2 protein-coding genes are annotated in these 13,795 nt (G+C 75.0%); one reads left to right on the top strand and one right to left on the bottom strand.

The features are described 5' to 3' along the window. Positions 1-301: 301 nt before the first annotated feature. Complete coding sequence (locus ACGFW6_RS09120; RefSeq protein ID WP_393506255.1) at positions 302-12,796, top strand: amino acid adenylation domain-containing protein; 12,495 nt, start codon at positions 302-304, stop codon at positions 12,794-12,796. Here the strand turns inward: ACGFW6_RS09120 and ACGFW6_RS09115 are convergent. After that, entirely contained in the window at positions 12,738-13,781 is a 1,044-nt protein-coding gene (locus tag ACGFW6_RS09115; protein WP_393506253.1) for an LLM class flavin-dependent oxidoreductase, read from the bottom strand. The genes ACGFW6_RS09120 and ACGFW6_RS09115 overlap by 59 nt on opposite strands. Between the last annotated feature and the right edge of the window lie 14 nt (positions 13,782-13,795).

The following is a 13,795-nucleotide window of genomic DNA, read 5'->3' as shown; positions in this document are numbered from 1 at the left end:
CCATTACGCAGATTCTCGCCTCATCGGATGAACCAGGACACCGATCAGGAGCAATGCCGTGCCCGCGCAACGGTGCCGGCGTTGAGCGCACCCCCTCCGCCCCCTGGGCCACCGCACCCCCGATCCAGGGCGGCCGAGGCGGCGGAGCCCCCTCACGTGGACGATCGATACCTTCGCCGGTGAACCGACGGACGGAACTCGTCGTCGTACAGGTGAATGATCGACAAGGCTCCCGCCGGGTACCCGACGCCGGCGGGAGCGCGCCCGTGGGCCCCGCCCCGTGCGACGAGGAAGGAAGCGCATGCCGACTCCCGGGCCCCGTACCCCCGTCACGCTCCTCGACGTCCTGATGAACGCCGCCGAGGACACGCCCGGTCAGGTCGTCGTACATGTCCGCGGGGACGGCACGGAACACACCGTGACCTTCGCGGAACTCCGTGACGACGCGCTGCGCGTGGCGGGCGGCCTGCGCGCGGCGGGACTGGAACCGGGGACCCCCGTCCCCCTCCTCGCGGGCGCGGGCGACTCCTTCCAGGCGCTGTTCTGGGGCGCGCTCGCGGCCGGCCTCGTGCCCGTGCCGCTGGCCCCGGAGGCGCGACGCGCCGGACCGGTGTGGGAGTTCCTCGGCGGCCCCGCCGTCCTGGTGGACGACACCAGCGAGGAGGTGTGCGCCGAGTTCCCGGGACCGGTACGCGTCCTGCGGCTGAGCGAGTTGCGCACGGCCCGCCCGGCGCGCGAGCTGCCGTCACGGGCCCCGCACGACCTCGCGTTCCTCCAGTTCTCCTCCGGCAGCACCGGCGCTCCCAAGGGCGTGGAACTCACCCACGAGGCCGTCCTCGCCAACCTCCGTCAGATCCGCACCGCCATGGCGATCACCTCCGACGACGTCGTGGCCACCTGGATGCCGTACTTCCACGACATGGGCCTCATCGGCACCCACCTCGTCCCCATGGCGTACGGCCTGAAGCAGATACGGCTCGAACCGCTGACCTTCGCCAAGCGCCCTGCCCTGTGGCTGCAGACGGTGGCGCGGCACCGCGCGACTCTGCTGTCGGCGGCGAACTTCGCGCTGGCGCTGACGGTACGAAGGGTGCCGGACAGGGTGTGGGCCGCTCTGGACCTGAGTCCCGTACGCCTGATGCTGGTCGGGGCCGAGCCGATCGCGCCGCGCGTGTGGCGGGAGTTCACCGCCAGGGCCGGTGCCGCGGGGCTGGACGCCACGGCCATGCTGCCCGTGTACGGGCTGGCCGAGGCCACGCTGGCCGTGACGGTTCCCCCGCTGGGGGAGGTCGCCGCGCCCCTGCGCCTGGACCGCACCGCGCTCAGCCGGGGGCGGGCCGTCCTCGCGGAGCCCGGCCCGGATTCCGTCGAGTTCATGGACGTAGGCCGTCCTGTGCCTCACTGCGAGGTCCGTGTCACCGACGGTGCGGGAGGCCCGCTCGGAGAGCGGCGGGTCGGGCATGTCGAGGTACGCGGACCACAGGTGGCACGCGGCTACCACCAGGTCCCCGGGGCGGACGCGTTCTCCGAGGGCTGGCTGCGCACCGGCGACCTCGGATTCCTGAACGACGGCCGGCTCTGCGTCACCGGCCGCCACAAGGACGTCGTCTTCGCCGGTGGCCGCACCTTCCACGCGCCCGACCTGGAGGAGACGGCCGCCGCCACCCCCGGCCTTCCGCAGGGGACGGTCGCGGCGATCGGGTCCCCCGATCCGGACACCGGCGGCGACCGGGTCGTGGTGTTCGTGCAATGGGCACGGCCCGCCCTGGCCGCGGCACTTCCGGTGCTGGACGCGGCGACGGCACGCGTCCGCGAGACCTTGGGCCACGACGACGTACGCGTGCTTCCCCTGCCGCCGGGCGCGTTTGCCCGCACCACGAGCGGCAAGCTGCGGCGAGCGCTGATGCGGGAGCGGTTCGAGGCGGGCGCCTACGCGGCGGTCGAGGAGCGGTTGGCGGCGGGGCGGGAGAAGGCGGCGGTCGGGCGGAGGGCGGCGGTCGGGCGGAGGGCGGCGGTCGGGGGGAAGGCGGCGGTCGGGGAGATGGAGGGCCGGCGGTTTGCCGCGTCGTCTGTGCCGGTTGCCGAATCCGCTGTGTCGGTTGCCGGATCCCCTGTGCAGTCTGCCGAGGCGCCTGTGCAGTCTGCTGAGTTGCCTGTGAAGTCGGCCGAGGTGCCTGTGCCGTCTGCCGAGACGCCTGCGCTGCCGGATGAGACGCCGGCGCCGTCGTCGGCCGGGACGCGGGCGGAAGGTCGCCGGCCGCGCTCGCGGCGCGAGGTCGAGGAAACGATCCGGCTGATCTGGGCACAAACTCTCGGCCTTTCTCCGGCGGACATCGACCGGGACGCCCCCTTCTTCGCCCTCGGAGGTTCCTCCCTCAAGGCGATGGAGGTGCTCGCCGGGATCGAGGACGCCTTCGCCGTCACCGTGGAGCCCCGCGCGCTGCGCGACCACGCCACCGTGGCCGCCCTCGCCGGCCATGTGCTCGACCGGCCGGCCACGTCCGAACGGCTGACGGGCGGCGCCGGGAAGCCGTCGAGCGAGGGCGGTGCCGGGAAGGGGCCACTGGCCGTACTCGGCATGGCCTGTCGCTTCCCCGGTGCTGAAACGCCGGAAGCCTTCTGGGAGTTGCTGGTCTCCGGCCGCGACACGGTGACGGCCGTACCCGACGACCGCTGGACCGACGGGCCGGTCGGCGACCCCGGCTTCCACGGCTCCTTCCTCCCCGAACCCGCGGGCTTCGACGCCGCCTTCTTCGGGATGGACGACGAGGAGGCCCGCGCCACCGACCCGCAGGCGCGGATCTTCCTGGAGCTGGCCCACGAGGCGCTGGAGCGCGCCGGGTACGCGGGCGCGCGGCGCGAGGGCCGCAAGGTCGGTGTCTTCGCCGCCGTGGGGGACAGCGGATACCGCGAAATCCTCGCCTGGACCGCCGACGGCGATCTGACAGCCCATCCAGGCGCCCTCACCGGCAACCTGCCCAACCTGATCGCCGCCCGCCTGTCCCAGGCACTCGACCTCGACGGTCCGGCCCTGGCCGTCGACACCGCCTGTTCCTCGGCGCTGGTGGCGCTGCACCTGGCCCGGCGCAGTCTCCAGAGCGGTGAGTGCGACGTCGCCGTGGTCGGTGGCGTCCACCTCGCGCTCACGCCGACCGGTCACCGACTGCTCGCCCGCGCGGGCGCCCTGTCCCCGACGGGCGGCAGCCGGCCCTTCGGCGCCACCGCCGACGGGATCGTGCCCGGCGAGGGCGGCGCGGTCCTCGTGCTCGCCCGCCTCGACGACGCCCGGCGGTCCGGCGACCCGGTCCTCGCGCTGGTCCGGGGGACGGCGGTCAACAACGACGGCCGCTCGCTCAGCCTGCTGGCCCCCAACCCGCGCACCCAGCGCGAGGTCATCACCCAGGCGTACGAGGAGTGCGGCGTCGACCCCGACGCGGTGACGTACGTCGAGGCGCACGGAACCGGCACGCCCATCGGTGACCCCGTCGAGGCCCAGTCGCTCGGCCACGCCTTCCCGCCCCGCACGGACGGGACACCGCGCCTGCTCGGCTCGGTCAAGGCCAACATCGGGCATCTGCTCAACGCCGCCGGCATGCCCGGCCTGGTCAAGACGGTCCTGGCACTCCAGCACCGGCAGGTCCCGCCCACACCGCACAGCACCCCGACCGCGTCCTACCTGGAACGCGTCGCCCCCGGCTTCCAGTTCGCCACCGGGACTCGGCAATGGCGGGCCCCCGGCCCCCTGGTCGCGGGCGTCAACGCCTTCGGCTTCGGCGGCACCAACGCGCACGCGGTCCTGGAGGAGGCGCCCGCGCACCCCGTCGCCCCCGCCCTCGGCTTCGGCGGCACCAAGGCCCACGCGGTCCTGGAGGAGGCGCCCGCGCACCCCGGCGCCCCCGCCCCCGCCCTCGGCTTCGGCGGCACCAACGCGCACGCGGTCCTGGAGGAGGCGCCCGCACGGCCCGTCACCCCCGCCCCCGCCCTCGGCGGCACCAACGCCCACGCGGTCCTGGAAGAGGGGCCCGCACGAACCGCCGCCCCCACCCCCGGCTCCGCAGGTCCTCACCTCCTCACGCTGTCGGCCCGCAGCGCCGACGCCCTGCGCGCGGCCACCGCCGACCTCGCCGCGTTTGTGCGCCGGCATCCGGATCTGCGGGAGGCCGATGTCTGCGCCTGCGTGAACACCGCCCGCGACGACGGCCCGCACCGGCTCGCCGTGGTCGCCGACGGTGACCTCGCCGAGCGCCTCGACGCGGCCCGTGCGGGCGACTTCACGGTCGCCTCGTCCCGTCCACGGACTGTTTTCCTGCTGCCCGGCCAGGGCTCTCAGCGCCCCGGTCAGGGCCGCGCCCTGTACCGGTCGGCGCCGGCGTTCCGGGACGTCATCGACGAGGCGTCGTCACTGAGCGGCCCGGTGCTCGGGCGCTCGCTCGCCGACTGGTGTCTCGATCCCGGCACGGACCCGGGGGAGTTGGCCAGGACGGAGGTCGCGCAGCCCCTGCTCGTCGCGTTCGGGGTGGGCCTGGCGCGGCAGTTGGCGCAGTGGGGCGTGACCGCCGACGCGGTCGCCGGGCACAGCGTGGGCGAGATCGCGGCGGCCTGTGTCGCCGGCTCGCTGAGCCTCGCCGAGGCGGTCGGATTCGCCGCGGAGCGCGGACGGTTGGTCGGTGAGTTCGCCCGCCCCGGCGCCATGGCCGCCGTGCGCGGTGACGAGGACACCGTCGCCGAGTTCCTCGGCTCGGTGAGCGTCGCCGCCGTCAACGGGCCCGGACAGGTGGTGATCTCGGGCACCGAGGACGCCGTCGAGCGGGCCCTCGCCGAGCTGACCCGACGCGGTGTGGCCTCGCGCAGGCTGCGTGTCTCCCACGCCTTCCACTCGCCGCTGCTGGCACCGGTCCTCGATCCGTTGCGGGACGCGGCGAAGGCGCTGACGGTCCGCCCGGGCGCCGTCCCGATGCTGAGCACCGTCACCGGGGAATGGCAGCCCGGCCTCACCCCGTCCTACTGGCTGGAGCACGCCGTCCGGCCCGTGCGGTTCGGGGCTGTCGTGGAACGGCTCCTCGTCGAGGGCTACGACACCTTCCTCGAACTCGGGCCGGGCGACACCCTGGGCGGGGCGGTCCGCACGGTCGTCGGTGCGCGCCCCGGCGTGGACGCGGCGGTGCTGTCCACGGGAGCCGCTTCGGCGGCAGGGCGTGACGGGGACGAGGGGGGTGCGCGGGCGCTGTCGGAGGCGGCCGGGCGGCTGTGGGCACGGGGCGCTGCCCTGGACCGGACGGCCATGGCGGCCACGGCGTCGCGAGTGCCGGTGCCGACCTACCCGTTCCAGCGCACCCGGCACTGGCCGCGCAGGCCGGGCGCGGAGGTGTCGGTGCGTCCCCTCGACTGGCGGGACGCTCCGCTCACGCCCGCCGAGGGGCCCCGTGCGGTGCGGTTGCTGGGTGGCGACCGAGCGCTCGGGCGGGCGTTGGCCGAGCGGCTGGTCGAGCGGGGCGTGACCGTCCTGACGGACGACGCCGTTCACGGGGAACTCACGACTCCGGCGGACACGTTGGTGTGGCTGAGCGGCGCGGGGACCGCCGCGGACGGTGGCCTGCCGGCCCTGGACGCCGCGAGCAAGGCCGCCGTCACGTCCCTGCGTCAGGTCCTCGACCTGCTGTCGGCCGACTGCTCCCGCCTGCTGGTGGTCACCGAGGACGCCTACGCCATCGGTACGCCCACGGAAGGGGCGGACCCGGCGGGGTCCCTCCTGCACGGTTTCGCGCTGGCCCTGCCGGAGGAGACCCCTGGGCTGGCCGCCCGCGGCGTCGACCTGTCCTGCGGCGACCCGATCGCCGTCCGGGCCGACGCCCTGGAACGGGAGTTGTACGCGGCCCACGAGCCGGGCGGGGAGGCGTCCGTCGCCTGGCGCGCCGGGCGCCGACTCCGCCGTACGGCCGGCGCTGCGGCGGGCGGTCCGGCCGGCGAACTGCCCACGGACGGCACGTACTTGATCACCGGAGGCGCCGGCGGACTCGGCTCCGAGCTCGCGCGTGACCTGGCGGGCCGGGGGACCTGTGAGCTGATACTGACCGGACGCTCCGGGACCGCGCCCGACGACCTGCTCGCCGAACTCCGCGCCCGAGGTGCCCGGACGGCCCGCTACCACGCGGCCGACGTGTCCGACGAAGCCGCCGTCGACGCGCTGTTCGCGGGCCTGCCGCCCCTGGACGGCGTCTTCCACGCCGCCGGGACGGTACGGCCCGGCACGCTCCGCTCCAAGTCCGACGCCGAGATCGAGCAGGTGCTCGCCGCGAAGGTGCGCGGCACGGTCCTGCTCGCGGAGGCGCTGCGCCGGCACGGCCAGCAACCGGCCGTATGCGTCGCCTTCTCCTCCGTCTCCTCGGTCCGGCCCGGACTCGCGGGCGCGCTCGGCGACTACGCCGCCGCCAACGCCTTCCTGGACGCCTTCGCCGCCGCCGAACGCGCGGTGGGCCGGCCCTGGCGGTCCGTGGCGTTCGGGCCCGTCTCCGACGCGGGACTCGCCGCCGGGTCATCGGCCGACGCGCGCCTGCGTGCCCGGGGCCTGAGCACCATGACCACGCGGGCCGCGATCGAGGCCCTGCGGACAGCCGTGACCATGGACGGGGCGCACCTGCTGGTGGCGCCCGCGGAGACCCCTGCGCCGGCACAACCGCGTTCCGACGCGGCCCCGGTGCGCCGGGCCGCCGCCCCCACGCCCTTCTCGCCCACGGCCTCCCTCCCGTCCACGGCCTCCCTTCCGTCCACCGCCCCTCTCCCGTCCACGGCCTCCCTCCCGTCCATCGCCCCCCTCCCGGCCGACGCCGGCCCGGCCGAACACTCCCCTCGCACAGCCGACCTGATACGCGGCCTCCTGGTGGACGCCCTGCGCCGCGTGCCCGAGGACATCGGTGACGACGAGCAGTTCCTCGGTCTCGGCCTGGACTCGCTCACCGCCGTCGACCTCGCGCGCCGGCTGGAGACGGAGCTCGGGCTGCCGCTGCCAGCGACGCTGCTGTTCGAGTACCGCACGGTCGGCGAACTGTCCGCCCACCTGGCCACCCAGAGGCCGGCGGCCGCACCCCTCACGCCCTCCCCGGGGCACGGTGCCCGGGACGCGGCCACCCCGCGCCCCCTCACCCCCCTCCAACTCGCCTTCCACACCACAGAGGCGCTCTACGAGGGCGTCACCGCCTATGGGTACATACGTCAGACCGTCCGCGGCCCCCTCGACCCCGCCCTCCTCGGACAGGCGCTCTCCCACCTCGCCGCCCGCCACCCGATGCTGCGTCTGCGCGTCACCTCGCAGGGCACACCACCGCGCCAGTACACCGCCCCCGCCGAGCCCACCGACCGCTCTCCCCGCTGGTTCGAGGTGGGTGAGCCGACCGCCGACACCCCGGATCTGCCCGACCTCGAACAGCGCCTCTACAACCGTCCCTTCGACCTGACCACCGAGGACCCGGCCCGCGCCCTTCTGCTCCAGGACGCCCAGGACCCGCACCTCGCCCACCTGCTGCTCGTCATCCACCACAGCGCCGCGGACGGCTTCAGCCTCAAGGTCCTGTGCGAGGAGCTCTGGACGCTCTACACGTCACTCGCCCACGGCGGACGGCCCCTCGAACTCCCCTCCCCACGAGCCGACTTCGTCGATTACGCGGCCCACGTCACGACCGACCGCGAGTCTCCCGCCTTCACCCGGGACCAGCGGTACTGGCGCGCCCGCATCGCCGAGCACACCACGACGCACACAGCCCCGGCCCTGCCCTACGACGGCGACCCGGAAGCCGTCCCGGCGCCACCGCTCACCCACCACCACTCGACCGTCGACGCGCCGCTGACCGTCGCACTCCGCGAGACGGCGGCCCGGCACGACGTCTCCCTCTTCCACCTGCTTCTCGCCGTGTACGGCCGCTGCCTGGCCCGTTGGGGCGGACAGCGAGCCATCGCGGTGAACGTGGCGCGTGCCCGCCGTGAGGCGCCGCTGCCCGGCATCGACCGCCTGGTGGGCCCGCTCGCCGACACCCTGCCGGTCTTCGCCACCGTCGACCCCGACGAGCCGGTGACCGTGCTGGCCCGGCGGCTGCGGCAGATCTGGCACGAGGCGGAGTCCCACGCGACACTCACCAGCCCCGACATCGCCGCGCTGCTGCCCGCCACCGGCCCCGCACCCCGCACGGTCGCAGCGGCGGGTTTCAGCTTCGCCCGCTTCCCCGTGAGCCACGGCCGGGACTGGCCGGTCACCGTGACCCCGACCGCCGCGGCCACCGCCTCCGCCGCGACCAGGCTGGGACTGCTGTGCTGGGAGTCGGACGAGACCCTGCACTTCTCCTGGAACCACCCCGCGCGGCTCTTCCGCCCCGAGACCGTCGAACGCCTCGCCGGGGAGTACGTACGCGAACTCCGGGCCGCCGCCGAGCAGCCCGCCGCCGCGCGGGAACACGACGGCGGCGAAGGAATCGCCGGCCGGCTGGGCGCCCGGTTCCGCGCGACACCGACGGCGATCGCGGTCGACACCGGCCACGGCACCCTCACCTACGCCGAACTCGACACCGCCTCCGCCGCCCTCGCGACCCGCCTGCGAGCCGGTGGCGTCCGCCCCGGCGATCTCGTCGGCCTGCTCACCGAACCCGGCGCCGACACCGTCACGGGCGTGGTGGGCATCCTCCGGGCGGGCGCCGGCTGGGTGCCCCTGGACGCCACCCATCCCGTGACCCGGCTCCAGGACCAGGTGAGCCGCACCGGCGTCACCGCGGTGGTCTGCCACGCGGCGACCCGTGAGACCGTCGCCCTCCTGGACGGCACCACCGCCGTCACCGTCGAAGGCCGCCCCCAGTCCGCCCCGCCCCTCGACGAGCCGTCACCTCCCGACCCGGACGCCATCGCCTACGTCATCTTCACCTCGGGATCCACGGGCCGCCCCAAGGCGGTCCCCATCACCCACCGGTCCATGCTCAACTACCTCGACTGGTCCCTGGCCACCTTCGGCTACGGGCCCGGCGACCGCCTCGTGCAGACCGCGTCCGTCTGCTTCGACGCCTCCGTACGCCAGGTGCTGGCACCGCTCCTGGCCGGCGCCGCCGTCCACACCCTCTCCCGGGACCTCCTGCGCGACCCCGACGCACTCCTCGACCGGCTCGTCAACGACCGTGTCACCGTGTGGAGTTCGGTACCCACGCTCTGGGAGCGGCTGCTGACCGCCGCCGAGGCCCGCGCCGCGCGGGACGGCACGCCGCCGGACCTGTCGGCTCTGCGCTGGGTCCACGTCGGCGGCGAGGCACTGCCCGCCGCGCACGTACGGCGCTGGTTCGACCTGGTCGACGGACGCGGGGGAGCCGGGCACCGGATCTCCAACCTGTACGGGCCCACCGAGTCCACCATCAACGCCACCTGCCACATCATCGACGCCCGCCCGTCCGACGACGTACGGCAGTTGCCCATCGGCCGCCCCGTGGCCGGCACCGAACTGGCCGTCGTGTCCGAGGAGGGTCTGCCCTGCGCCCCCGGTGAGGCCGGCGAACTGTTCATCGCGGGAACCGGACTGACACCGGGCTATCTCGGAGACCCGCAGCTCACGGCGGCCGCCTTCGTGGAGCGCGACGGTCGCCGCTGGTATCGCAGCGGAGACCGGGTCCGGCAGACCCCGGACGGCGTACTGGAGTTCCTCGGCCGCCTCGACGACCAGGTCAAGGTCCGCGGTCACCGCGTGGAACTCGGCGAGGTCGAGGCCGCGCTCCTCAGCCACCCGGACGTCGCCCGCGCCGCCGTCCTGCTCGTCGACGGGCGGCTGGTGGCGTACGTCGAACCCCGGCCCGGCGCCGCCGATCCGGACACCCGAGCGGTACGCGCCTTCCTGTCCCGCGTGCTGCCGCCGTACATGCTGCCCGGACGCGTCCGCACCGTCGCGGCGATGCCCCTGACCGGCACCGGAAAGATCGACCGCACCCGTCTTGCGGGCGACGCGGAGACGACGGGGACGACCACGGACACGGACGGCTCCGGCGGTCACGACCTGCCGTCCGCACCGGAGCCCCAGGCCGCGACCCCGCCGGCCACGCCGACCGAGCAGGTGGTCGCGCGGATCTGGTCCAGCCTCCTGGAGGTGTCGGACGTCTCCCGTGAGGACGACTTCTTCGCACTCGGCGGCGACTCCATCCTGGTCCTGGAACTCTTCGCCCGCCTGCGCGAGGAACTCCCCGCCGTCCCCAGGCCGACGACCGTCTACACCCATCGCACCCTCGCCGCCCTCGCGGCGGCCCTCGACACCACCACGGCGGATGCGGCCCGCACCCCCGAAGCCGCGCCGGCACGGCAGTTCGCGGACCCCTACCCCCTCACCCCCTCCCAACGGGGCTTCCTGCTCGCCGACTCCCTCACCCCCGAGTCCGACTCCGGCTGGCTCGCCAGGTTCCGGCTGCGCGGGACCCTGCGCCACGACGTCCTCCAGCGCGCCGTCGACGTACTGACGGCCCGGCACCCGATGCTGCGCACCGTCTTCCCCGCGGGCGCCCGCCCGCCCGTGCAGCAGGAACTGCCGGACTCGCTGCGCCTGCCCGTGGAGACCGAGACGCTCTCGCATCCCGGCCTGCTGGAGCAGCGGATCGCCGAGGAGGCGAGGCGCCGACTGGAGCCCTGGGCCTGGCCGTTGCTCCGGCTGCGGCTGTTCACCCTGGCCCCGACCGAGCACGTCCTGGTCGTCCACGCCCACCACCTCATCGGCGACGGCTTCAGCGCCGCCCTCCTCACCCGCGAACTGCTCACCACCTACGACCGTCTTCTGCGCGGGCTGCCGCACGGCCTGACGCCGATCCGCAGCACCTTCCGCGACCACGTCACCCGGTCCGCCCTGCGGGAGCGCCCTCAGGGCCCGGAGGCGGACGAGTACCGCGCACGGCTCCGCGCGCCGTACACCCCGCCCGTCCTGCGCCGGCCGAACCCCGCGCAGGCGCGGCACCGACCGGCCTTCCACACCGCGGGCTTCAAGCTGGACCCCGCCACCACGACCGCACTGCGCCGACTCGCCCGAGCAGCGCACCGCACCCTGTACGCCCCTCTGCTCACCGCCTACTACCGGGCTCTCGTGGAACTCACCGGCCGGCGGGACCTGATGATCGGGCTCGCCGTCACCGGACGCGAGGACTCGACGGCCGACGCGCACAGGGTCTTCGGGCCGTTCGCGGAGGCGGTGGCGCTGCGCCCCGCGCCGCCCGTGGACGACGCCCTCCACACCTTCGCCGACGACGTGCGGCGGCTGGCCGCCGAGGCGGATCTGGCACGGGCCGAAGGGCCGAGCGAGGTGCGCACGTCGGCGGGACTGCCGTGCCACGCCCAGTTCTTCTTCACCTTCCTCGACTTCACCTCGCTGGGCACGGAGGACGGCGGCGGCCTGTCCCTGGACGCCGACGACTCCGACACCGCCCTCGCCCCGCCTCCGCTGGGCACCGACGTCTTCCTGGCCGTGCGGCCGGTGGCCGACGGGGAGGGGCTGCGCGTGACCGTGCGGGCCCCGGCGGACGCCCTCACCGCCGGCGAGGTGACCGGGTTCGCCGACGGGATGCGGCGGGAACTGCGGGACGCCGTACGGCGCCCGGACAGGCGGCGGAGCTCTCGCCTGGACGCCGCGCTCGTCGGCTACCTGCCCGCTCCGCACCACCTCGCCGCCCTGGCCGGACTCCCGTCCGACGCTCCCGGCCTCGGCCGTGAGCAGATCCGCGAGCTCCTCTTCCCGGACGGTCGCGCCCGGCTGCTGGAGGAGACCGGGACCCCGTTGGGCAACTCCGGCTTCGTCGCGCTCCCGCTCTTCGCCGACGAACTGGCCCCGGCCGGTGACCTGGCCGCCCGCACCGCCCGCGCCGTCGAGCACGCCGCCGGGCTGGGTGCCCGCTGCGTCTCGCTCGCCGGCATGATCCCGTCCCTGACGGGTTACGGCTACGACGTGCTGCGGGAGACCTCGACCGGCGCGGCGGTCACCACCGGGCACGCGTCCACCACCGTCGCCGTCGTGAAGACCGTCGACGCCGCGCTCACGGTGACGGGCCGCCGCCTCGACGAGGTCTCCCTCGCCGTCGTCGGCTGCGGCTCCATCGGTCTGTCGTCACTGCGGCTGCTGCTGGCGACGGCGCCCGGCCCGCCGGCCCGGCTGCTGCTGTGCGACCTGCCCGGCAGCACCCCGCGGCTCCAGCACCTGGCGGCGCGGCTGTCGTCCGAGCATCCGGGAATGCCGGTCGAGGTCGTCGAGTCGGGGCGGACACTCCCCGCCGTCGTCTACGGCGCCGACGTCGTCGTCACCGCCGTCAGCGGTGCGACGCGCCTTCTGGATGTCGCCCGGCTGCGCCCCGGCACGGTCGTCGTCGACGACTCCTTCCCGCACTGCTTCGACACCGCGCGTGCCCTGGACCGGATGGACCGGGACCAGGACGTCCTGGTCGTCGGCGGGGGCCTGTTGTCCCTCGGCACCACACGGACCCGGCTGGCCGAGGACCTGCCCGCCGTGGCGAGCGCGGGCCTGGCCCTGCGGCCCGGGATCCCGGGCACCCTGGCGTCCTGCCGACTGGAGTCACTGCTGCACGCCCACCTCGGTGCGCCCGGCCGCCGGCCGAGCGAACTGCCCCTGATCCACGGCCTCGTGGACCTGCCCCGGGCCCTCGCCCACTGGGACGCGGCCGAGGCTGCGGGGGTCCGGTCCGCTCCGCTGCACCTGCTCGACCGGGTCGTCGCCCACGACGCCGGACTGCCGCTCAGGCCGGCGGGGAGTGCCGGCCCAGCGCCGGACCGAGCCGGGTCGCGAGGTCGGTGAGGATCTGCACATAGTCCTCGTGCTCGAAGGTGAACGGCAGCGCGAACGCCACCTCGTCGACCTCGCGGAACGCGGCGTGGGCGTGCAGGCGTTCGGCGATCTCGGCCGAGGTGCCGACCAGGTCCGGCGCGAACAGCAGCCGCGCCGGGCCCTGCGGTGCCGTCGTGCGCGGGGTGCGCTGCGCGGCGTACTCCTCGTACTTCGCGCGCTGGGCCGGGGTGGCGGAGTCGGTGGGGATGACGACCAGGCCCTGGGAGACCCGGGCGTCGTCCCCGTCCGGGTGATGGGCCCGGAAGGCGCGGATGTGGGAGAGCTGGATCTCCGCGAAGTCCGGTGGCCCGGCCGCCGCGTCCTCGGGGCCTTCCGCCTTGACGACGCTGCTGGTCAGGAGGTTCATCCCGTGCTCGCCCGCCCACCGCGCCGACCGCAGGCTGCCGCCGCCGTACCACATACGGCTGCCCAGACCGGGGGAATGCGGCTGCACCCGGTCGGAGAAGACCTCGAATCCCTCGGTGCCGCTGAAGTCGGAGGCGGGCTCGCCCCGCACGAAGTCCAGCAGCCGCCGCACCCGCTCGTACCCGAAGTCCTCGACGTCGGCCGTGTCGGCGTACAGGGCCTCCCTGACCCGGTCGTAGTGCATCGGCGGGCCCACGCTCACGCCCGGGTTGAGGCGGCCGCCGGACAGCACGTCGACCGTCGCCAGATCCTCCGCGAGCCGCAGCGGGTTCTCCCAGCCGAGCGGGATGACCGCCGTGCCGAGCTCGATCCGGCTGGTGCGCTGCGAGGCCGCCGCCAGGACGGCGACGGGCGAGGAGATCCCGTACTGGAGATGACGGTGGCGGACCCACGCGCTGTCGAAGCCGAGCCGCTCGCCCAGCTCGATGATCTCCAGCGTGGATTCGTGACCCCCTCGCGGATCCGCCTCGTCGAAGAGCCCGATGGTGAGGAAGCCCAGCTTGCGCAGGGGGCGTGAGGTGGATGGCACGGGCCCTCCGTCGT

Source organism: Streptomyces sp. Y7 (assembly GCF_043195415.1).
Classification (GTDB): Bacteria; Actinomycetota; Actinomycetes; order Streptomycetales; family Streptomycetaceae; genus Streptomyces.
Note: the sequence above shows the minus strand (reverse complement) of the source record. Positions and strands in the feature narration are given on the sequence as shown.